Origin of the sequence: Bradyrhizobium sp. 138 (assembly GCF_023074075.1) — a bacterium.
In the GTDB taxonomy this organism is placed as follows: domain Bacteria; phylum Pseudomonadota; class Alphaproteobacteria; order Rhizobiales; family Xanthobacteraceae; genus Bradyrhizobium.
In genome coordinates, this window is the sequence record NZ_JADPKT010000084.1 from 140,561 (window position 1) to 161,353 (window position 20,793).

Here is a 20,793-nt window from a genome sequence, read left to right on the forward strand (position 1 = left end):
CCCTACGAGAGCTCGCTAACCCGCCAGCACCTTCGCGATCGCCCGCAGATCCTGCCAGGCCAGCCGCTTGTAGGACGGCGAGCGCAACAGATAGGCCGGATGGAACGTCGGCAGCGCGCGGATGGTGCGCCCACCCGCGTCGTAGTCGAACCAGCGCCCGCGCGTGCGCATGATGCCCTCGCGCGTCCCGAGTAGCGTCTGCGTCGAGGGGTTGCCGAGCGTCACCAGCACATCAGGATTCACCAGCTCGATCTGGCGCTGGATGAAGGGCAGGCACACTTGCGTCTCCTGCGGCGTCGGCGTGCGGTTGCCTGGCGGCCGCCAGGGAATCACGTTGGCGATATAGGCGGTGCCGCGGTTGAGCCCGATCGCGCTGATCATCAGGTCGAGCAACTTGCCGCTGCGGCCGACGAAGGGCAGCCCCTCGATGTCCTCGTCGCGGCCCGGCGCTTCGCCGACGAACATGATGCGCGCCTGCGGATTGCCGTCGGCGAACACCAGCCGCGTCGCCGTGTGCTTCAGCGCGCAGCCCTCGAAGCTTTGCATCAGCTCGCGCAGCGCCTCCAGCGTCGGCGCAGTGCGCGCGGCCTCGCGCGCGGACGCGATCGCGACGTCGGGGGCAGGGGCAGCCTCGCCGCGCATGACCGCCGGCGCGGCGACCGGCCGCGGCGCCTCGACCGGCGGCGCCACGCGCGGGGCCGGCGGTGGGGCATCCAATTCCGCCAGGCGGTCGATCGGTTCCTCCGCGAGCGCGCAATCGACGCCGGCCTCCAGATAGAAGGCGAGAAGCTCACGGACGCTGGGTGCGGGTTCGGGTATCATGGGAAAGTCCGACGTTAGTTCAGTTTAAGGCGCCTTGCACCCCGGCGGAACGCATTTCCGTGGTTGTCCTACCCGGAAAAATCGGAAACAAGAGGGCGCAATCGACCAAGGACCGTCTCGAGGGCTGAGATCAGATGAGCACCGAAGAACTTCCTCCGCGCGAATCCATGGAATTCGACGTCGTCATCGTCGGCGCCGGCCCCTCGGGCCTGTCCGCCGCGATCCGGCTGAAGCAGCTCAACGCCGATCTCAACGTCGTCGTGGTGGAGAAGGGCTCCGAGGTCGGCGCGCATATTCTCTCCGGCGCGGTAATCGATCCGGCCGGGCTCGACAAGCTGATCCCGGACTGGCGCGAGGATTCCGACTGCCCGCTGAAGACGCAGGTGAAGGACGACCGCTTCTATTGGATGACAGCCGGCAGCGCGATCAAGTTGCCGGGCTTCATGATGCCGCCGCTGATGGACAATCATCACTGCTTTATCGGCTCGCTCGGCAATGTCTGCCGCTGGCTGGCACGGAAGGCCGAGGCGCTCGGCGTCGAGATCTATCCAGGCTTTGCCGCGGCCGAGGTGCTCTATGACGAGGAGGGCAAGGTCAAGGGCATCGCCACCGGCGATATGGGCATCGGCCGCGACGGCAAGCCGAAGGACTCTTTTACCCGTGGCATGGAATTGCTCGGCAAGTACACGCTGTTCGCCGAAGGCGCCCGTGGCAGCCTGACCAAGCAGCTCATCAACAAATTCGCCTTGGACGCCAAGAGCGAGCCGGCGAAGTTCGGCATCGGCCTCAAGGAGGTCTGGCAGATCGATCCCGCCAAGCACCAGAAGGGCTTGATCCAGCATTCATTCGGCTGGCCGCTTGACCTCAAGACCGGTGGCGGCTCGTTCCTTTATCACTACGACGACAATCTCGTCGCCGTCGGCTTCGTCGTGCATCTAAACTACGATGATCCCTATCTGTCGCCGTTCGATGAGTTCCAGCGCTTCAAGACCCATCCGTCGATCCGCAGCACCTTCGAAGGCGCCAAGCGGCTCGCCTACGGCGCGCGCGCGATCACCGAGGGCGGTTATCAGTCGGTGCCGAAGCTGAGCTTCCCGGGCGGCGCGCTGATCGGCTGCGCGGCCGGCTTCGTCAACGTGCCGCGCATCAAGGGCGTGCACAATGCGATGGGCACCGGCATGCTGGCTGCCGAACATGTTGCGGCCGCGCTCGCCGCCGACCGCGCCAATGACGAGCTCGTCGAATACGAGAACGCCTGGCGCTCCTCATCGGTCGGCAAGGACCTGTTCCTGGTGCGCAACGTCAAGCCGCTGTGGTCGAAGTTCGGCACCGTGCTCGGCGTCGCGCTCGGCGGCCTCGACATGTGGTGCAATACGCTGTTCGGCGCCTCACTGTTTGGCACGCAGTCGCACGTCAAGCCCGACCGCGCCACGCTCGATCCGGCCAAAAGCCACGCGCCCAGGAACTACCCGAAGCCGGACGGCAAGATCTCGTTCGACAAGCTGTCCTCGGTGTTCCTGTCCAACACCAATCACGAGGAGGACCAGCCGGTCCATCTCAAGGTCATCGACATGAACCTGCAGAAGACCTCCGAGCATGACGTGTTCGCCGGTCCTTCGAATCGCTATTGCCCGGCCGGCGTCTATGAGTGGGTCGAGGAGGGATCGAGCCCGCGTTTCCAGATCAACGCCCAGAACTGCGTTCACTGCAAGACCTGCGACGTGAAGGATCCCAATGGTAACATCACCTGGGTTCCCCCGGAGGGCGGCGGCGGTCCGAACTACGAGGCGATGTAGGAGCGGGCCAAGCAAGCGGCCTGATCCCGAAGGCGATCCGGCGCACGTTCGCGTGAGGATGGGGCCGCGACCACCGGTCGCGGCCACGATAAGGCCATAGTAGCGGCGTCTTGGGCTGCAACGGACCGGTTACTTGCCGATTTGGGGCGTGCGGAGGGGATCGTCCGGCCCGAATCCTTGCGGCGAAGCGCCAAAAGCGGCATTGTTGGCCCGACGGTTCCGGGTCCCGATGCCACCGGCCGCGTTCGCATGCGATACGGCCCTCTGCTGCAAACCCAGGCACTACCAACTCAAGGCGAGCCCTGATGTTTTCAAATCGTTTCAACCGCTGGACTGTTGCCGCCATCGCCCTCATGGGCACAGCGATCGCGACCGTCCCGGGCAGGGTCCTGGCGCAGACGCCGGATCACCCGGAGAACACGGCGGCGCAGTTTCCGACCCGAAACGATCTGAAGTCGCTCACCGGTGCCGGCAGCTATCTCGCCGCCCGCCATGCCAGCGTCGAGCGCGACGCGGCCTCTGCCGCTGCGTTCTACCGCTCGGCCCTGCGCACCGATCCCAAGAACAACGAGCTGCTCGACCGCGCCTTCATCTCGTCGGTCGCCGACGGCGACATCGAGGAGGCGGTCAAGCTCGCCGAGCGCGTCCTTACCATCGACAAGACCAACCGCGTCGCGCGTCTCGTCGTCGGCGTGCATGATCTCAAGGTGAAGAAGTACGCGGCCGCGCAGACCAACATCAACCAGTCGATCCGCGGTCCGATCACCGATCTCGTCGCAACGCTGCTGTCGGGGTGGGCCGCCTATGGTGCGGGCGATGCCAAGGGCGGTGTCGCCACCATCGACAAGCTGGCAGGTCCGGAATGGTATCCGCTCTTCAAGGACCTTCACGCCGGCATGATCCTCGAGCTTTCCGGCAAGGAAAAAGACGCTGGCACCCGCTTCGAGCGCGCCTACAAGCTCGACGATTCCATGCTGCGCGTGACCGAGGCCTATGCGCGCTGGCTGTCGCGCAACAAGGATTCCGCCGCCGCGACCACCGTCTATCAGGCCTTCGACAAGAAGCTGGCGCGTCATCCGCTGATCCAGGAAGGCCTGCGCGACACCAAGGCCGGCAAGAAAATGTCGCCGCTGGTCGATTCCGCCCAGGCCGGCGCCGCCGAAGCGCTCTACGGCATCGGCGCCACGCTGACCCGCCGCGGCGGCGAGGATCTGGCGCTGGTCTATCTCCAGCTCTCGCTCTACCTCCAGCCGACGCATCCGCTGGCGCTGCTTTCGCTCGCCGATCTCTACGAATCGGTGAAGCGGCCGCAGATGGCGATCAAGGTCTATGAGCGTGTGCCGTCGAGCTCGCCGCTCAAGCGCAACGCGCAGATTCAGCTCGCCATCGATCTGGATTCCGCCGACCGCACCGAGGAGGCGATCAAGATCCTCAAGGGCGTCACCACGGAGGATGCCAAGGACCTCGAAGCCATCATGGCGCTCGGCAACATCGAGCGCGGCCGCAAGAAGTTCGGCGACTGCGGCGCGACCTATTCGCAAGGCGTCGATGTGCTGCCGGCCGGCAACGACAAGGCCAACAGCGTCTGGTACTATTATCGCGGCATCTGCCAGGAGCGCTCCAAGCAGTGGGCCAAGGCCGAGGCCGACATGAAGAAGGCGCTCGAGCTGCAGCCCGACCAGCCGCACGTCCTCAACTATCTCGGCTATTCCTGGATCGACCAGGGCGTGAACCTCGACGAAGGCATGAAGATGATCAAGCGTGCCGTCGAGCAGCGTCCCGACGACGGCTACATCGTCGACTCCCTCGGCTGGGCCTATTACCGCATCGGCAACTACGAGGAAGCGGTGAAGAATCTCGAGCGCGCGATCGACCTCAAGCCCGAAGATCCCACCATCAACGATCACCTCGGCGATGCCTATTGGCGCGTCGGCCGCACGCTGGAAGCCAAATTCCAATGGTCGCACGCCCGCGATCTCAAGCCCGAGCCGGAAGAGCTGCCGAAGATCGAGGCCAAGATTGCCAACGGTCTCGCCGACGACAATTCGAACTCTTCGGCGGCGCAGGCCGAGAAGAAGAAGGACGACGGCAAGGGCGGCTAATCTGAGCGAAGTTGGGGGGCGTGTCGCCGATGTCGGCGTTGATTGAAGAGGGGCGGGCGAAGGTCAATCTCAGCCTTCGCGTCGTCGGCCGTCGTGCCGACGGCTATCATGATCTCGAAAGCGTTGTCGCGTTTGCCGACTGCGCCGACCGGCTGACGCTGGAGCCGGGCGGCGAGCTGAAGCTCAGCACCACCGGGCCGCTGGCCGCCGCCTGCGGCGATCCCGGCGACAATCTCGTGTTCAAGGCCGCCAAGCTGCTCGCCGAGGCGGTGCCGGGCCTGAAGCTCGGCGCGTTCGCGCTCGACAAGGTGCTGCCGGTTGCCGCCGGCATCGGCGGCGGCTCGGCCGACGCCGCGGCGGCGCTGCGGCTCCTGGCGCGTCTCAACAATCTGTCGCTCGATGATCCGAGGCTCCAGAAGGTCGCGCTCGCGACCGGCGCCGATGTGCCGGTGTGCCTCCTCTCGCGCGCCTGCGACATGACCGGCGTCGGCGAGCAGCTGCTGCCGCTCGCGCTGCCGAGCATGCCTTGCGTGATGGTCAATCCGCGCGTGCCTGTTGCCACCAAGGACGTGTTTAAGGAATTGGGCCTGCGCAACGGTCAGCTCCTGGTCGGTGTCACCGACGTCATCCGTGCTCCGGCCTGGCCGGACGAGGGCGGGTCGATTGCCGATTGGGTCGACGTGCTCGAAAGCGTCCCCAACGATCTCGAAGCGCCCGCACTGCGCATCGAGCCTGTCATCGACGAGGTGCTGGAGGCCTTGCGCTCTTCCGCCGGCGTCAAGCTCGCCCGCATGTCCGGCTCGGGTGCAACCTGCTTTGCGATCTACGGCGCCTCGGCCGAGGCGCATGCTGCCGCGGAAAAGATCCGGCGCGACCATCCCGGCTGGTGGGTACACGCGGGGACGTTGAGCTGAGGTCTTTCTCCGGCGTCGGCGCCGTAGGGTGGGCACAGCGACTTGTCCGCCGTAGCTCGACGAGCGAAGGCGGAAGCGTGCCCACGCAATTTGTGTGACCGAGAGAGGTGGTGGGCACGGCGCTGACGCGCCTTTGCCCACCCTACGGCGTCGGAGCCAGCCCCAGAAACCGCCGGATCTCGCCCAATACTTCTTGCGGCTTGTCGTGCTGCAGCCAATGTCCGGCTCCGGCGATGGTCTCGACGCGGGCGTTCTGGAAATATCGCTCCAGGCCCGCTGACCTGGCACCGGCGAGAAAGCTCTCACCGGCGTTCAGCAGCAGCGTCGGGCAGGCGATGCGCGACCACAGCGCGACGTGATCATCAGGCCAGAGCCGGTGCGGCGCAGAGGCGCGCTGATAGGGATCGAATTTCCAGCTGTAGCTGCCATCCTCATTCTGCCGCGCGCCATGCGTGGCGAGATGCAGCGCGAGCTCGCGCGACAGACGTTTGTTGTGAAGCACCATCTGCGCCGCCGCGTCCTCGAGCGTCGCATAGCGGCGGGGTGTGCGGTCATGCAGTCTGTCGAGCTGGCCGACCCATTTGCCGATGCGCTCGTGCACCGGGGCCTTCGGCGTATCCGGCAGCATCGTCACGCCGTCGAGCACGACCAGCTTCGAGACCTTTTCAGGGAATGACCCTGAAAAGATCAGGCTCACCATGCCGCCCATCGAATGACCGATGAGAGTTATCTGAGGCCCCGCGACAACGCGGATGAGCTGGGCGAGATCGTAGACATATTCGGTCAAGGCGTAGCTGCCGCCTCGGGTCCATTCGGAATCACCGTGGCCGCGCAGATCGGGCGCGATGATGTGGAAATGCGGTTGCAGCGAGCGGGCGATGACGTCCCAGCTCCGGCAGTGATCGCGGCCGCCATGGACCAGAATGAGAGGCGGCGCGCTCTCATTGCCCCAATCGGCGTAGTGCAGCCGCAAGCCGTGGGATTCATAGAAGCGGTCCTGCGGGGTGCTAGCCATTCGCCGGCTGCCGCGCCAGTGCGAGCGAGAGGCCAAGGCCTGCAATGAAGACGCCGGAGCCCTGGGTGAGGCGCCGCATCAGATGCGGCCGTTCAACCAGCTGCGTGCGCGTTGCGGAGGCCATCAGCACCACGACGATATCGGCAAACGTGTTCAACGCCACCGAGATCGCGCCGAGCATGATGAATTGCAGCGTGGGGTTCGATCCCGTGGGATCGAGGAATTGCGGAATGAAGGCGAGGAAGAACGCGGCGGTCTTCGGGTTCAGCGCCTCGACCAGCACGCCGTCGCGGAACGCGCGCTTGTCGCCGACAGGTTCGCTCTCGAGCGACAGCGCGCGGCCGGCACCACGAAAAGTCTTGATGCCGAGCCAGACCAGATAGAGTGCGCCGCCGAACTTGACGGCAGCGAATAATTCCGCGCTCGCAAGGATGATTGCGGAGATGCCGAGGCTGCCCGCCAGCACATGAACCAGCCCGCCCAGCGCCGTGCCCGCGGTCGATGCGAACCCGCTGGCGCGCCCCTCGGACAAGGTCCGCGCTGCGACGTAGAAGATGCCGGGGCCGGGAACGGCGGCAATGAGGCAGGCTGCAGTCAGGAACAGCCAGAAATTGGTTTCGATCATCCTGTTTTGGTAGCGCAGCGCACCGCGATTGCAAGTCTTCTGGTGACAAGCCTTCTGGTGACAAGTCTACTGGTTCGAAGGCCCCTGGCTTAATCCATGCGGCGGAAGATCGCGCTGGCATTTACTCCGCCGAAGCCAAAACCGTTGGAAATCGCATGCTGCATCGGCATCGGCCGCGCGGTGCCGGCGACGATGTCGATGCCGTCAGCGCCCGCATCGGGGTTTTCGAGATTGAGGGTCGGCGGCGCGATCTGGTCGCGCAAGGCGAGCACGGTGAAGATCGCCTCGAGGCCGCCGGCGGCGCCGAGCAGATGGCCGGTGGCCGATTTGGTCGCGCTGACGGCGATGGCGCGATTGCGGCCGAACAACGCGCCGATCGCGCCGAGCTCGCTCTCGTCGCCGGCCGGCGTCGAGGTCGCATGGGCGTTCAGGTGCTGCACATCCGCCGGTGCAAGGCTAGCCTGGCGGAGCGCGATCTCCATGGCGCGGCGGGCGCCGCTGCCGTCGGGCGGACCCGACGTCATGTGATAAGCATCCGCCGTCGTGCCGTAGCCGACGATCTCCGCGATCGGCGTCGCGCCGCGCGCCAGCGCATATTCCAGCGCCTCGATCACCAGAATGCCGGCACCTTCGCCCATCACGAAACCGTCGCGCTTCTGATCGAACGGACGCGAGGCGCGCGCGGGCTCCTCGTTGAAGCCACTCGACAGCGCACGGGCCGCCGCAAAGCCGCCGAGGCTGACGATGTCGATGCAGGCCTCAGCGCCGCCGCAGATTGCGACATCGGCTTCGCCTGATCGGATCATGCGCGCGGCATCGCCGATCGCCTGGACGCCTGCGGCACATGCGGTGACCGGTGTGCCCAGCGCGCCCTTGTAGCCGTACTTGATCGAGACCTGGCCGGCGGCGAGGTTGGCCAGGAACGAAGGAATCGTGAAAGGCGAGAGCCGGCGCACGCCGCGCTGCTCGGTAATGCGCACCGCCTCCGCTATCGCCGGGAAGCCGCCGATGCCGGAGGCGATGATCGTTGCGGTCCGCTCCAGCGCACTTGCGTCCTGCGGCGTCCATTTGGCCTGCGCGACCGCTTCCGCCGTGGCGAGCAGCGCGAACAGGATGAAGCGGTCCATCTTGCGCTGGTCTTTTGGCGCGGCGGCCTGCGCCGGATCGAAGCCGCCCTCGGCATCGTCAGCCTTGTCGGGCACCTGCCCTGCGATACGCGCCGGCAGCACCTGCGCCCATTCCGGCAGCGGGCGCAGTCCGCTTTGGCCGGCGAGCAGCCGGCGCCAGGACAATTCGACACCGCAGCCGAGCGGCGACACCGCACCCATTCCCGTCACGACGATACGACGCATATCAGTCTCCAGCCGGCGCAACGGCCGGGTTCATGGCTTTGAGCGAAGCGAGCCGCGCGCGCATTCCGCGGCTGGCGCGCGGTCCCGCGATGACGACCGCATTGGCGAGCGTGATCGGACGCAGATCGGCGGCATCGACCACGATCGGATCGAGCGGGCGAACGTCACGTCGGTTCGCCAGCACGATGGACTCGCCCTTGGCGGCGAGATGCCTGTTGCCCCAGGCGAGCAGCGCCACGATCACGGGAAAGAAATCGCGCGCCTTGTCCGTCAGCACATATTCGTAGCGCGGTGGCCGCTGATGGTAGCGGCGGCGCTCGAACATGCCTGATGCGGTGAGATGGGCGAGCCGCCGCGACAGGATGTTCGGCGCGATGCCGAGGCTTTGCGAAAACTCGTCGAATTTCGTCGCGCCCTGGAACGCATCGCGCAGGATCAAAATGCTCCACCATTCGCCGACCGTCTCCACGGCGCGGCCGATCGGGCATTCCTGGATGGAAGGGGATTTGGGCTGCATGGGCGGAAAATAGGTAAGTAGCTTGCAAAATGCAAGTTACTGGGTGGCGGCGGTTTGGTGTCGAGAAGATGCATCAGTGAGGCGATGTAGGGCGGGCCCGCGTCCTGAACCGCTCTCGTGCCCCGGACGCAGCGCAGCGCCTCCGGCGATGCGAAGCATCGTCCGGTGCGGTGCGCTGCAGAGCCGGGGCCCATGCTGCGGGACGCGCGTGTCGCGTGGGTCCCGGCTCTGCGCAGCAGCGTTTCACGCTGCGGCGCGTCCGGGACACGAGGGAGGGAGTGGTGTCGTCGCGTCACACTCCGTCATTGCGAGCGCAGCGAGCAATCCAGAGTATCTCCGCGGAAAGATTCTGGATTGCTTCGCTGCGCTCGCAATGACAATGGGGAAAGAGCGCCAGTCGCTCAATGCGACCGTGCCAGACAAAACGCCACCACCTGCTCCAGCGCGCTCTTCATCGGCGAGGACGGGAACAGCGCCAGTGCGTCCACGGCCATGGCGCCATAGTGCTGAGCGCGGCTCAGCGTGTCCTCGAGCGCGCGGTGCTTGTTCATCAACCCGATGGCGTGATCGAGATCGGAATCGCCGATCTCGCCGCGCTCCAACGCGCGGATCCAGAACGCGCGCTCGGTGTCGTTGCCGCGGCGGAAGGCGAGCACGACCGGCAGGGTGATCTTCCCCTCGCGGAAATCGTCGCCGGTATTCTTGCCGAGCTTTGCGCTCTTGCCGCCATAGTCGAGCACGTCGTCGACGAGCTGGAAGGCGATGCCGAGATTCATGCCGACCGAGCGGCAGGCGGTCTGCTCGGCCTTCGGGCGGTTGGCGATGACGGGGCCGACCTCGCAGGCCGCGGCGAACAGCTCGGCGGTCTTGCCGCGGATCACGGCGAGATATTCGTCCTCGGTGGTCGCGGTGTTCTTGGCAGCGGCGAGCTGCATCACCTCGCCCTCGGCGATGGTGGCGGCGGCCGCGGAGAGGATGTCGAGCGCGCGGAGCGAGCCGACCTCGACCATCATGCGGAAGGCCTGGCCGAGCAGGAAGTCGCCGACCAGCACGCTGGCCTCATTGCCCCAGAGCATGCGCGCCGACAGTTTGCCGCGGCGCATCTCGCTCTCGTCGACGACGTCGTCATGGAGCAGGGTGGCGGTGTGCATGAACTCGACGCTTGCCGCGAGCTTGATGTGGCCGTCGCCGGTGTAGCCGGCGAGGTTGGCCATCGCGAGCGTCAGCATCGGCCGCAGGCGCTTGCCCCCGGAGGAGATCAGATGGTTGGCAACCTCCGGGATCATGGTCACATCCGAACCGGTCCGCGACAGGATCGTGGCGTTGACGCGCTCCATATCAGGGGCGACAAGGGCAACCAGCTCTTCGATCGACGCGCCGGGAGTTTCGAAAGGTACGATGACGGCCACGCCGGTCTCCAATATTTGCCCCGGAAGGGCTATTCTGACGGAAAGACAATAGAAACTGGCGGCGAATGCGGCAAGTGCCGCGGAACCATTGACATTTGGCGCTTTTAGCCTCTTCAGGCAGGAGACCTGTATTTTGCGTGAACTGGTTCGGACCAACGACATGGTGCTGGTGTCGGCGATCGGCGCGCTGCTCGACGGCGCCAATATCCATCATCTGGTGCTGGACCAGAACATGAGCATCATCGAGGGCTCACTCGGCATTTTGCCGCGGCGGATCCTGGTTCATGAGGACGACGCCCAGGAGGCGCGAGCGCTCCTCACCGAGGCCGGCCTCAGCCACGAACTGCGCGGCGATGAGTGAGGCCGCAAACATTACCGAGGATGCCTTTCTCGGAGGGCAGTTGCGGCTGAGGCAGAAGCGGTCCGGCCATCGCGCCGGGCATGATGCCATCCTGCTTGCGGCAGCGACCGAGGCCCGGATCGGAGATCGCGTGGTCGATTTCGGCGCCGGTATCGGCACGGCGGGACTGGCGCTGGCCCGGCGTATTCCCGGTGTCATGCTTAGCCTCGTCGAGATCGATCCGGAGCTGGCCGCGCTCGCGCGCGACAACGCGGCGGCGAATGCGATCGCCGCCGAGACGATCGTGCTCGACGTCACGGCTGGCGCCGAGGCCTTTGCGGCGAACGGGCTGTCGCCCGACAGCGTCGATGTGGTGCTGATGAATCCGCCGTTCAACGATCCGGCCCGGCATCGCGGGTCGCCGGATCGGCTGCGTCACGCTGCGCATGTGGCGACGGAGGAGACGCTGCATGCATGGGTGCATGCCGCGCGGCGCGTCCTTCGATCGAATGGTGTGCTGACATTGATCTGGCGTGCAGATGGCATCACTGACGTGCTGGCGGCGCTGTCGCGCGGCTTCGGCAGCCTCGCGATCCTGCCGGTTCACGGCGAGGTGGGGCGGCCCGCGATCCGCGTGCTGGTGCGTGCGGTCAAAGGTGGCCGGGCCCCGACGCGATTGCTGCCGGGCCTGACGCTCAACGACGCGGCACGCGCGTCAGGAAACGAGATGACGGAGATCTTGGAGGGGAGAGCGGCCTTGCCGCTGGTGGAACCGTGACGCTTACTGCGGAAGCGATTCCGACTGCTGCTCTTGCGGCGACGTCAGGCGGATCGCCATGAACAGCGCACCGATTAGAAGCATCAGCAGATAGATTTTCATGGTGTTCTCCGCTGCCCTCATTGCAGCCTTCCAACGGGAAATCTGCAAAACACGTTCCAGGCACTTCCAATGACAGTCGCGTGATAAGAAATGGTTAATCAGAGGTAACGGCATGGCCGAACAATTGAACGATCGTGAGAGTTCCGGCTTGGCCGACAAGCTCATGCAATATCTTCCGGCGCGGTTCCGCCCGGGCACGGCGGTGGTGCCGGTGGTGCGACTCTCAGGCGTGATCGGCGCGGTGACGCCGCTGCGCCCGGGCATGACGCTGGCGGGAGTCGCGCGCGTATTGGAGCGGGCGTTTTCGTATCGGAACGCCAAGGCGGTGGCGCTGGTGATCAACTCGCCCGGCGGCTCGCCGGTGCAGTCGCGCCAGATTTACCTGCGCATCAAGCAGCTCGCGGCGGAGAAGAAGCTGCCGGTGCTGATGTTCGTCGAGGACGTCGCGGCCTCGGGCGGCTACATGATCGCCTGCGCCGGCGACGAGATCATCTGCGATCCCTCCTCGATCCTCGGCTCGATCGGCGTGGTCGGCGGCAGCTTTGGTTTCCAGGATGCGATCAGGCGGCTCGGCATCGAGCGGCGCCTCTACACCGCCGGGGCGCACAAGGCGATGCTCGACCCCTTCCTCCCGGAAAACCCTGACGACGTCGCCAAGCTGAAGGCGATCCAGCGCGAGATCCACCAGATCTTCATTTCGCTGGTGAAGGACAGCCGCGGCGCGCGGCTGAAGGGCGACGAGGACACGCTGTTCACGGGCGAATACTGGGCGGGCGAGAGTGCGATCGCGCTGGGGCTGGCCGACAGCATCGGCGATCTCCGCTCAACTCTTCGTGCCCGCTATGGCGAGAAGGTTCTCACCCCCGTGATTGCCCAGCCGACCGGGCTGCTCTCAGGTCTCTTGGGGCGGAAATCGCCGGGCGCAGGCCAGCTTTCGGCTCTGGAATCAATGGCCGGCTTGCCGGACGAGCTGATCTCGGCGGTCGAGACGCGGGCGATTTGGGCAAAATTCGGGTTTTAGGCGGAGGCCCTTCCGCGCCATTTGGTCCCTTAGCCTGCCGATTGCGGCGCAAGCCCATCTGCGCAACAATGCATGTGGGGGCTGAGCACTCAACAAGGATCGACCGATGCCGCCGTTCGTCGCTTTTGCGGGCGTCCTGGGTGGGCTTGCCGTGGTCCGCTGGGCCTACAAGACCGCTGTCCGGATCAACCAGGAGCTGGAGGAGATGCGCCTGTCGCGCGTCGCCGAAGCCGCCCATGTGGGGAACATCCCAACGCTGAAACGTGATCCCGTGACCGGAGCGTACCGGCCGGGCTAGCCGGTGCTGGGCAAAGGCGCCCTTGCGCCGTGCCCACCAACTCCCTCGGTGGTGACAGGTGGTGGGCACGCTTCCGCCTTCGCTCTCTTTGAGCTACGGCGGACAAGTCGCTTTGCCCACCTACGGCACCGTCCGGGATGAGGGACTGATTGGCCCGAATCCGCCCGCCTCGCCTTGATTCCCACCCCCGCCGTCGATACGGTCCCGCGCGATTCAAAACCCCCGCGAGAGCCTGATCTGACGATGGACGCCTCATTGCCCGCCCATATGCGCCCGGAACGCTCGTTCCAGGGCTTCATCCTCGCGCTCCAGCGGTTCTGGGCCGAGCAGGGCTGCGTGATCCTGCAGCCCTACGACATGGAGATGGGCGCAGGCACCTTCCATCCGGCGACCACGCTGCGTGCGCTTGGGCCAAACCCCTGGAACGCCGCCTATGTGCAGCCCTCGCGTCGGCCCAAGGACGGCCGCTACGGCGAGAACCCGAACCGGATGCAGCACTACTACCAGTTCCAGGTGATCATGAAGCCGTCGCCGCCGAACCTTCAGGAGCTGTACCTGAAGTCGCTCGCTGCGATCGGCATCGATTCCGCCGTGCACGACATCCGCTTCGTCGAGGATGATTGGGAGAGCCCGACGCTGGGTGCCTGGGGTCTCGGGTGGGAGTGCTGGTGCGACGGCATGGAGGTCAGCCAGTTCACCTATTTCCAGCAGGTCGCCGGCTTCGAATGCGCGCCGGTCGCGGGCGAGCTCACCTACGGGCTCGAGCGCCTCGCAATGTATGTGCAGGGCGTCGATCGCGTCTACGATCTCAACTTCAATGGCCGCGAGGGCGACGCCAAAGTGACTTATGGCGATGTCTTCCTGCAAGCCGAGCAGGAATATTCGCGGCACAATTTTGAAGTTGCCGACACCACGATGCTGTTCGAGCAGTTCAAGATGGCGGAAGCGGCCTGCAAAAAATATCTCGACGCCGGCTGGCGCGAAGGCGGCAACAAGAAGCAGCACCTGATGGCGCTGCCCGCCTATGACCAGTGCATCAAGGCGAGCCATGTCTTCAACCTCCTGGACGCGCGCGGCGTGATCTCTGTGACGGAGCGGCAGAGTTACATTCTGCGTGTACGCGAATTGGCAAAAGCCTGCGGCGAGGCCTGGATCCACACTGAAGCGGGCGGAGCGGCCTGATGCCCGATCTTTTGCTTGAACTATTCTCCGAAGAAATCCCCGCGCGCATGCAAGCCAAGGCGGCCGACGATCTGCGCCGCATGGTCACCGACAAGCTCGTCGCCGAAGGCCTCGTCTACGAGGGCGCCAAGGCGTTCGCGACGCCGCGCCGTCTTGCGCTCACCGTGCACGGCATCCCCGCGCGCCAGCCCGACCTGAAGACCGAACGCCGCGGTCCGAAAATCGGCGCGCCCGATGCGGCCGTGCAGGGCTTTCTGAAGGCGACGGGATTGAAGTCGCTGGATGAAGCAAAAATCCAGCGCGACCCCAAGGGTGATTTCTACATCGGATTGATCGAGAAGCCCGGCCGCGATGCGATTGAGGTGCTCGCGGAAATCCTGCCCGTCATCATCCGCACCTTCCCCTGGCCGAAATCGATGCGCTGGGGCGCGCGCTCCGGCAAGCCGGGTTCGCTCAACTGGGTGCGTCCGCTGCATGCGATTACCGCGACGTTCGGGCTGGAGACCGAAGAGCCCGATGTCGTGAAGTTCGAAGTCGACGGCGTCGCGGCCGGCCAGACCACCTACGGCCATCGCTTCATGGCGCCGGACGCGATCCAAGTGCGCCGGTTCGAAGACTACGAAGCGAAGCTGCTCGCCGCCAAGGTCGTGCTCGATCCTGAAAGGCGCAAGGATGCGATCCTGACCGACGCCAAGCAGCTTGCCTTCGCGCAAGGCTTTGAGCTGGTCGAGGACCAGCCCCTGCTCGACGAGGTCGCGGGCCTGGTCGAATGGCCGGTCGTGCTGATGGGCTCGTTCGAACCGGATTTCCTGGCGACGCCAGCAGAGGTGATCCGCGCCACCATCCGCAACAACCAGAAGTGCTTCGTCGTGCGCGACCCCAAGACGGGCAAGCTCGCCAACAAGTTCATCCTGGTCGCCAACATCGAAGCCACCGACGGCGGTGCGACCATCATCGCCGGCAACGAGCGCGTGATCCGCGCGCGGCTGAGCGACGCGAAGTTCTTCTACGAGACCGACCTGAAGACAAAGCTCGAGGACCGGCTGCCGAAGTTCGAGCAGATCGTGTTCCACGAGAAGCTCGGCACGCAGGCGGAGCGGATCGAGCGTATCAAGCATTTGGCGGGTCTAATCGCGCCGCGCGTGGGCGCCGACGTCGTGAGAGTAGAGCGCGCTGCGAACTTGGCCAAGGCCGACCTGCTCACCGAAGTCGTCGGCGAATTCCCTGAAGTGCAGGGCCTGATGGGAAAATACTACGCGCTGGCGCAGGGCGAAGATGCTTCTGTCGCTGCAGCCTGCGAGGAGCATTATAAGCCACAAGGGCCTGGCGACCGTGTGCCGACCGACCCGGTCAGCGTGTCGGTGGCACTTGCCGACAAGCTCGATACGCTCATCGGCTTCTGGGCGATTAACGAGAAGCCGACGGGATCAAAGGACCCGTATGCGCTGCGCCGCGCTGCACTGGGTGTGATCCGGCTGATCGTCGAAAATAAGCTCCGGCTTGATCTCTACGTGCCAGCAATATTCCAGTCGCTCTTCTTCGCCGATCGAACAATCTCCGCCTTTGAGAAGGATGTTGCAAAAAAGGCTGCGTCACTCGACTTTGTTGAGCCGGGTCTGGCGGAGAAGTTGGCGGAACGTGCCCGCGAGATTGCTCGTTCGGATAGGGTGTTGGAGGGCGGCTTCGATCATTACCACGCGCTAATCCAAGACCTCCTCGCCTTCTTCGCCGACCGCCTCAAGGTCCAGCTCCGCGAGCAGGGCGCGCGCCACGATCTCGTCGATGGCGTGTTCGCGCTCGGCGGCCAGGACGATCTCCTGATGATCGTCCGCCGCGTCGAGGCGCTCGGAAAGTTCCTCGAGAGCGACGACGGCAAGAACCTGCTCGCCGGCACCAAGCGCGCCAGCAACATCCTCTCCATCGAGGAGAAGAAGGACAAGCGCACGTTTGACGGCGCGCCCGATGCTGCGCTCTATGGCCTCGCCGAGGAGAAGGCACTGGCGAAAGCGATCGGCGAGGTGAAGACCGAAGCAAGCGCCGCTGTCGCCAAGGAAGACTTTGCCGCCGCGATGAGCGCGATGGCAAAGTTGCGGCCGCCGGTCGATGCGTTCTTCGACAAGGTTCGCGTCAACGATGACGATGCCAAGGTGCGCGAGAACCGCCTGAAGCTGCTGAACGAGATCCGCAGCGCCACGCGGGCGGTGGCGGATTTCTCGAAGATCCAGGATTGAGGCGCAGTATTGCGGCTCGCGTGCCCCGGACGCAGCGCAGCGCTTCTTCAGCGTTGCGCCTTGTCCGGGACACGAGGGTGCCGCTCAAAAAAGTGCCCCGCCCGGCGGGGGGAAGACCAGGCGGGGCCTGATGTCCGATTTACACTGCTCGCGCCAGCCTGATGTGGCGCGCCGGACATCTAGTCGATGTCAGCTATTCGATGTCAGTCCAGCACCTCGACGATGCGGCGCGAGCGCGGCTCGACCAGCACGGTCTCTCCGTTCACGACGGTGTAGCGATATGTCGTGGCGCCGAAGCGTTGCGGCACGTCATAATACGTAACGCCGCTTTCAGGTAAGGTGGCACCGACCACGACGCGATCCGGAATCCGGAAGGGCGGCACACGTTGTTCGACGACATACTCGCGGAAGGCCGGCCGCTGGTCGGCGTCAATGGTCGGGGCGCTGTCGACCACGGCGGGCGCGCGTCCGACGGTGACGCCGTTTTGCGCCTGCGCCGCAAGGGGCGAGCCGATCGCGGCCGCGAGCGCTGCAAGAGCAAGAATCCTGTTCCGCATGGACAACTCCTTCGACGTGGAATTTATTTTTTCGGACGCGCCAGTGGCGCAGCCGATTGGCCAATGCATGCACCCTTCGCAATGTTCCGGAAAAGGCCCGCCGCATTCGCGGCAATTTCAGGCAGTTTTCATGGGTGCCGGAACTCGCACTGCCTGTTGCGCGTCTCTACTCGCGGAACCGGGAGGGCTATGATCCGCCCGCGATTCGCCTCACCCCCACAGAAAGATGGTTCATGCACATCACCGTCGCCCACATTTCGCCGATCCTGTCGTTGATTGCGGGCGTGCTCATCCTGATCATGCCGCGGCTGCTCAATCTCATCGTCGCAATCTTCCTCATCGTGAACGGCGCGATCGGGCTCGGGCTCCTGAAGTGGCTCCGGTTCTAGGCGTTCACTTTTCGGAACTGTCCGACTTGCGCGGGCCCGCCCAAAATGGTGTAAGGCCCGCGATTTCCCATTCCTCTCGCAGGTTGTGTGCAAGCTATGGCCAAAGCCGCCTCGAAGCCCAAGAAAATCCCGGCGAAAATCCCAGCGAAATCAAAGTCCTCGGCCGCTGCTAAGGCCGCGCCGCCGGCCCGCAAGGCGCTGGCCAAGAGCGCGCCGAAGCCGATCGCCAAATCTGCTGCCAAACCCGCTGCAAAGCCGGCGGCAAAGGCCGTGACCAAGGCGGCTCCGCCGAAGGTCGCCGCCAAGCCTGCGCCGAAGAAGGCTGCGCCAGCAGCCATCAAGGCCGGCAAATGGGTGTACACATTCGGTGACGGCAAGGCCGAGGGCCGGACCGAGATGCGAGATCTGCTCGGCGGCAAGGGCGCGAACTTGGCCGAGATGGCCAATCTCGGCCTTCCCGTGCCTCCCGGCTTCACCATCCCGACCTCGGTCTGCACCTACTTTTACGCCCACGACAAATCCTATCCGAAGGAGTTGCAGGCACAGGTTGAGAAGGCGCTCGACCATGTCGGCAAGTTGACCGGCAAGGTGTTCGGCGACACCAGGAATCCGCTGCTCGTCTCGGTGCGCTCCGGTGCGCGTGCCTCGATGCCGGGCATGATGGACACGGTGCTCAACCTCGGCCTCAACGACCAGACCGTGGAAGCGCTGGCGGAATTGTCGGGCGACCGCCGCTTCGCCTATGACAGCTATCGCCGCTTCATCACCATGTATTCGGACGTGGTGCTCGGCTTCGAGCATCATCACTTCGAGGAAATCCTCGACACCTTCAAGGACAGCCAAGGCTACACGCTCGACACTGATCTGTCGGCCGACGACTGGGTCGACCTGGTCGGCAAGTACAAGGACGCGGTCGCGCGCGAGATCGGCAAGGACTTCCCGCAGGATCCGCACGACCAGCTCTGGGGCGCGATCGGTGCCGTGTTCTCATCCTGGATGAACGCGCGCGCGGTGACCTACCGCAAGCTGCACGACATTCCGGAATCCTGGGGCACCGCAGTCAACGTGCAGGCCATGGTGTTCGGCAACATGGGTGAGACCTCGGCGACCGGCGTTGCCTTCACCCGCAACCCCTCGACCGGCGAGAGCAAGCTCTACGGCGAGTTCCTGATCAACGCGCAAGGCGAGGACGTGGTGGCGGGCATCCGCACGCCGCAGGACATCACCGAGGAAGCGCGGAAAGAATCGGGCTCCGACAAGGCGTCGATGGAATCGGCGATGCCGGAGGCCTTCAAGGAGCTAACGCGGATCTACACGCTGCTCGAGAAGCACTACCGCGACATGCAGGACATGGAGTTCACGGTCGAGCAGGGCAAGCTGTGGATGCTCCAGACCCGCGGCGGCAAGCGTACCGCGAAAGCGGCGCTGCGCATCGCGGTCGAGCTCGCCAATGAAGGCCTGATCTCGAAGAAGGAAGCCGTGACGCGGATCGATCCGGCTTCGCTCGACCAGCTCTTGCATCCGACCATCGATCCCAACGCCAAGCGCGACGTGATCGCGACCGGCCTGCCGGCCTCGCCCGGAGCTGCCTCTGGCGAGATCGTGTTCTCCTCGGATGAAGCGGCCAAGCTTCAGGCCGACGGGCGCAAGGTCATCCTGGTCCGCATCGAGACCAGTCCGGAAGACATCCACGGCATGCACGCCGCCGAAGGCATTTTGACCACGCGCGGCGGCATGACCTCGCACGCGGCGGTCGTCGCGCGCGGCATGGGCAAGCCCTGCGTCTCCGGCTGCGGCACCATCCGCGTCGATTACGGCCGCGGCACCATGAGCATCGGCTCGCGTACCTTCAAGACCGGCGACGTCATCACCATCGACGGCTCGCTCGGCCAGGTGCTGGCCGGCCGCATGCCGATGATCGAGCCGGAGCTGTCCGGCGAGTTCGGCACGCTGATGGCCTGGGCCGACCAGGTCCGCAAGATCGGCGTCCGCGTCAATGGCGATACGCCTGAAGACGCGCGCACCGCGATCAAGTTCGGCGCGGAAGGCATCGGCCTGTGCCGCACCGAGCACATGTTCTTCGAGGAGACCCGCATCCGCACGGTGCGCGAGATGATCCTCTCCGAGGACGAGCAGTCCCGCCGCGCCGCGCTCGCAAAGCTGCTGCCGATGCAGCGCGCCGACTTCGTCGAGCTGTTCGAGATCATGAAGGGCCTGCCGGTCACGATCCGTCTGCTCGATCCGCCGCTGCACGAGTTCCTGCCGCATACCCACGCCGAGGTCGAGGAAGTGGCGCGTGCCATGAACACCGACCCGCGGCGCCTGGCCGACCGCGCGCGCGAGCTCTCGGAGTTCAATCCGATGCTCGGCTTCCGCGGCTGCCGCATCGCGATCGCTTACCCTGAGATCGCCGAGATGCAGGCGCGTGCGATCTTCGAGGCGGCGGTCGAAGCCGAGAAGCGCACCGGCAAGGCCGTGGGCCTCGAGGTGATGGTGCCGCTGATCGCGACCAAGGCCGAGCTCGACCTCGTCAAGGCGCGGATCGATGCGACCGCACAGGCCGTGATGCGCGACACGGGCACCAAGCTGCCCTATCAGGTCGGCACCATGATCGAGCTGCCGCGCGCCTGTCTGCTCGCGGCCGAGATCGCGCAGTCGGCCGAGTTCTTCTCGTTCGGCACCAACGACCTGACGCAGACGACCTACGGCATCAGCCGCGACGACGCGGCGAGCTTCCTCGGCCCCTACGTCGCGAAGGGCATCCTGTCGGTCGATCCCTTCATCGCGCTCGACCAGGAGGGCGTCGGCGAGTTGGTCAAGATCGGCGTCGCGCGCGGCCGCAAGACGCGTCCGAAGCTCAAGGTCGGCATCTGCGGCGAGCACGGCGGCGATCCCGCCTCCGTCGCCTTCTGCCACAATATCGGCCTCGACTACGTCTCCTGCTCGCCCTACCGCGTGCCGATCGCCCGCCTCGCCGCCGCGCAAGCCGCGCTCGGCAAGGCGGTCGCAAGCCAGGCATAAGAAAAACTAAAATGCTTGAATGAAAGAGGCGGGGCGAAAGCTCCGCCTCTTTTGCTTTGGGCGATGCTCTCTCCATTCGCCATTGCGAGGAGCCCTTGCGACGAAGCAATCCAGACCGTCTCTGCGGAGGGATTCTGGAGTGCTTCCGCCTTCGCCAAGGCTTCGGCTGACAAGTCGCTGCGCTCGCAATGACGGGATTGTGGAAGCATTCCGCGCCAACAACGGGAACCCCGCGCATCCCGCAATAATACGCGCCGGCAAGAGTTCCTTCACCATTCGCGTTGACCGGTTGTTTACCGCTTCACATCAGCTCGCATTTACC

Annotated in this window: 18 protein-coding genes; 11 read left to right on the forward strand and 7 right to left on the reverse strand. The window is 65.2% G+C overall.

Annotated elements, in window-relative coordinates; translation table 11 throughout:
• Positions 1 to 15 precede the first annotated feature (15 nt).
• Positions 16 to 822: a uracil-DNA glycosylase gene (locus tag IVA79_RS28600; protein WP_247559312.1), complete on the reverse strand. Its 807-nt coding sequence runs from the start codon at positions 820 to 822 to the stop codon at positions 16 to 18.
• Positions 823 to 956: 134 nt separating this feature from the next.
• On the opposite strand from IVA79_RS28600, the gene IVA79_RS28605 reads away from it, so the two are divergent.
• The 3 genes from IVA79_RS28605 to IVA79_RS28615 all read left to right on the forward strand — a co-directional run bounded on the left by IVA79_RS28605 (position 957) and on the right by IVA79_RS28615 (position 5,634).
• Positions 957 to 2,618, forward strand: coding sequence for an electron transfer flavoprotein-ubiquinone oxidoreductase (locus IVA79_RS28605; RefSeq protein ID WP_247559314.1), 1,662 nt, complete (start codon positions 957 to 959; stop codon positions 2,616 to 2,618).
• A 305-nt stretch (positions 2,619 to 2,923) separates the two neighbouring features.
• Entirely contained in the window at positions 2,924 to 4,720 is a 1,797-nt protein-coding gene (locus IVA79_RS28610; RefSeq protein WP_247559316.1) for a tetratricopeptide repeat protein, read from the forward strand.
• Between the two features lie 29 nt (positions 4,721 to 4,749).
• Positions 4,750 to 5,634: a 4-(cytidine 5'-diphospho)-2-C-methyl-D-erythritol kinase gene (locus IVA79_RS28615; RefSeq protein ID WP_247559318.1), complete on the forward strand. Its 885-nt coding sequence runs from the start codon at positions 4,750 to 4,752 to the stop codon at positions 5,632 to 5,634.
• A gap of 142 nt (positions 5,635 to 5,776) precedes the next feature.
• On the opposite strand, the gene IVA79_RS28620 is transcribed toward IVA79_RS28615, so the two are convergent.
• From IVA79_RS28620 to IVA79_RS28640, 5 genes are all read right to left on the reverse strand, one after another.
• Positions 5,777 to 6,649 (reverse strand): alpha/beta hydrolase, encoded by an 873-nt coding sequence (locus IVA79_RS28620; RefSeq protein WP_247559320.1) that lies wholly within the window; start codon positions 6,647 to 6,649, stop codon positions 5,777 to 5,779.
• Entirely contained in the window at positions 6,642 to 7,274 is a 633-nt protein-coding gene (locus IVA79_RS28625) for a LysE family translocator (protein ID WP_247559322.1), read from the reverse strand. Before IVA79_RS28625 ends, IVA79_RS28620 begins: the two co-directional genes overlap by 8 nt.
• Positions 7,275 to 7,363: 89 nt before the next feature.
• Complete coding sequence (gene fabF / locus IVA79_RS28630; RefSeq protein WP_247559324.1) at positions 7,364 to 8,626, reverse strand: beta-ketoacyl-ACP synthase II; 1,263 nt, start codon at positions 8,624 to 8,626, stop codon at positions 7,364 to 7,366.
• A 1-nt stretch (position 8,627) separates the two neighbouring features.
• Entirely contained in the window at positions 8,628 to 9,143 is a 516-nt protein-coding gene (locus IVA79_RS28635; RefSeq protein WP_247559326.1) for a helix-turn-helix domain-containing protein, read from the reverse strand.
• Between the two features lie 401 nt (positions 9,144 to 9,544).
• The gene (locus IVA79_RS28640) at positions 9,545 to 10,552 is read right to left on the reverse strand and encodes a polyprenyl synthetase family protein (protein WP_026202916.1); all 1,008 of its coding nucleotides are present in this window, start codon (positions 10,550 to 10,552) and stop codon (positions 9,545 to 9,547) included.
• A gap of 133 nt (positions 10,553 to 10,685) precedes the next feature.
• Here IVA79_RS28640 and IVA79_RS28645 point away from each other — a divergent pair, with 133 nt between their 5' ends.
• The 6 genes from IVA79_RS28645 (at position 10,686) to glyS (ending at position 16,504) form a co-directional block, all read left to right on the forward strand.
• Positions 10,686 to 10,913 carry a DUF2007 domain-containing protein gene (locus tag IVA79_RS28645; protein WP_200495637.1) on the forward strand — a complete coding sequence of 76 codons (228 nt, stop codon included), beginning with the start codon at positions 10,686 to 10,688 and terminating at the stop codon, positions 10,911 to 10,913.
• Complete coding sequence (locus IVA79_RS28650) at positions 10,906 to 11,670, forward strand: methyltransferase (RefSeq protein ID WP_247559726.1); 765 nt, start codon at positions 10,906 to 10,908, stop codon at positions 11,668 to 11,670. Before IVA79_RS28645 ends, IVA79_RS28650 begins: the two co-directional genes overlap by 8 nt.
• A 214-nt stretch (positions 11,671 to 11,884) precedes the next feature.
• Positions 11,885 to 12,793, forward strand: a complete 909-nt coding sequence (locus IVA79_RS28655) for a S49 family peptidase (protein ID WP_247559328.1) — start codon at positions 11,885 to 11,887, stop codon at positions 12,791 to 12,793.
• Positions 12,794 to 12,899: 106 nt separating this feature from the next.
• Entirely contained in the window at positions 12,900 to 13,091 is a 192-nt protein-coding gene (locus IVA79_RS28660; RefSeq protein WP_247559330.1) for a hypothetical protein, read from the forward strand.
• A gap of 243 nt (positions 13,092 to 13,334) precedes the next feature.
• The gene (locus IVA79_RS28665; protein WP_247559332.1) at positions 13,335 to 14,273 is read left to right on the forward strand and encodes a glycine--tRNA ligase subunit alpha; all 939 of its coding nucleotides are present in this window, start codon (positions 13,335 to 13,337) and stop codon (positions 14,271 to 14,273) included.
• A complete protein-coding gene (gene glyS, locus IVA79_RS28670) occupies positions 14,273 to 16,504 on the forward strand; it encodes a glycine--tRNA ligase subunit beta (protein WP_247559334.1) in 2,232 nt (743 codons plus the stop codon). Before IVA79_RS28665 ends, glyS begins: the two co-directional genes overlap by 1 nt.
• A 203-nt stretch (positions 16,505 to 16,707) precedes the next feature.
• Here the strand turns inward: glyS and IVA79_RS28675 are convergent, their stop codons facing one another.
• Positions 16,708 to 17,061 (reverse strand): DUF1236 domain-containing protein, encoded by a 354-nt coding sequence (locus IVA79_RS28675; RefSeq protein ID WP_247559336.1) that lies wholly within the window; start codon positions 17,059 to 17,061, stop codon positions 16,708 to 16,710.
• Between the two features lie 233 nt (positions 17,062 to 17,294).
• Here IVA79_RS28675 and IVA79_RS28680 point away from each other — a divergent pair, with 233 nt between their 5' ends.
• Both IVA79_RS28680 and ppdK read left to right on the forward strand, forming a co-directional pair.
• Positions 17,295 to 17,450, forward strand: a complete 156-nt coding sequence (locus IVA79_RS28680) for a DUF3096 domain-containing protein (RefSeq protein ID WP_008562090.1) — start codon at positions 17,295 to 17,297, stop codon at positions 17,448 to 17,450.
• A gap of 96 nt (positions 17,451 to 17,546) precedes the next feature.
• Positions 17,547 to 20,471 carry a pyruvate, phosphate dikinase gene (gene ppdK, locus IVA79_RS28685; RefSeq protein ID WP_247559339.1) on the forward strand — a complete coding sequence of 975 codons (2,925 nt, stop codon included), beginning with the start codon at positions 17,547 to 17,549 and terminating at the stop codon, positions 20,469 to 20,471.
• Positions 20,472 to 20,793: the final 322 nt, after the last annotated feature.

Excerpts from the sequence above, each read along its gene's own strand:
- IVA79_RS28600 (WP_247559312.1), bottom strand. The coding sequence starts at position 822 with ATGATACCCGAACCCGCACCCAGCGTCCGTGAGCTTCTCGCCTTCTAT.
- IVA79_RS28605 (WP_247559314.1), top strand. The coding sequence starts at position 957 with ATGAGCACCGAAGAACTTCCTCCGCGCGAATCCATGGAATTCGACGTC.
- IVA79_RS28610 (WP_247559316.1), top strand. The coding sequence starts at position 2,924 with ATGTTTTCAAATCGTTTCAACCGCTGGACTGTTGCCGCCATCGCCCTC.
- IVA79_RS28615 (WP_247559318.1), top strand. The coding sequence starts at position 4,750 with ATGTCGGCGTTGATTGAAGAGGGGCGGGCGAAGGTCAATCTCAGCCTT.
- IVA79_RS28620 (WP_247559320.1), bottom strand. The coding sequence starts at position 6,649 with ATGGCTAGCACCCCGCAGGACCGCTTCTATGAATCCCACGGCTTGCGG.
- IVA79_RS28625 (WP_247559322.1), bottom strand. The coding sequence starts at position 7,274 with ATGATCGAAACCAATTTCTGGCTGTTCCTGACTGCAGCCTGCCTCATT.
- fabF (WP_247559324.1), bottom strand. The coding sequence starts at position 8,626 with ATGCGTCGTATCGTCGTGACGGGAATGGGTGCGGTGTCGCCGCTCGGC.
- IVA79_RS28635 (WP_247559326.1), bottom strand. The coding sequence starts at position 9,143 with ATGCAGCCCAAATCCCCTTCCATCCAGGAATGCCCGATCGGCCGCGCC.
- IVA79_RS28650 (WP_247559726.1), top strand. The coding sequence starts at position 10,906 with ATGAGTGAGGCCGCAAACATTACCGAGGATGCCTTTCTCGGAGGGCAG.
- IVA79_RS28655 (WP_247559328.1), top strand. The coding sequence starts at position 11,885 with ATGGCCGAACAATTGAACGATCGTGAGAGTTCCGGCTTGGCCGACAAG.
- IVA79_RS28660 (WP_247559330.1), top strand. The coding sequence starts at position 12,900 with ATGCCGCCGTTCGTCGCTTTTGCGGGCGTCCTGGGTGGGCTTGCCGTG.
- IVA79_RS28665 (WP_247559332.1), top strand. The coding sequence starts at position 13,335 with ATGGACGCCTCATTGCCCGCCCATATGCGCCCGGAACGCTCGTTCCAG.
- glyS (WP_247559334.1), top strand. The coding sequence starts at position 14,273 with ATGCCCGATCTTTTGCTTGAACTATTCTCCGAAGAAATCCCCGCGCGC.
- IVA79_RS28675 (WP_247559336.1), bottom strand. The coding sequence starts at position 17,061 with ATGCGGAACAGGATTCTTGCTCTTGCAGCGCTCGCGGCCGCGATCGGC.
- IVA79_RS28680 (WP_008562090.1), top strand. The coding sequence starts at position 17,295 with ATGCACATCACCGTCGCCCACATTTCGCCGATCCTGTCGTTGATTGCG.
- ppdK (WP_247559339.1), top strand. The coding sequence starts at position 17,547 with ATGGCCAAAGCCGCCTCGAAGCCCAAGAAAATCCCGGCGAAAATCCCA.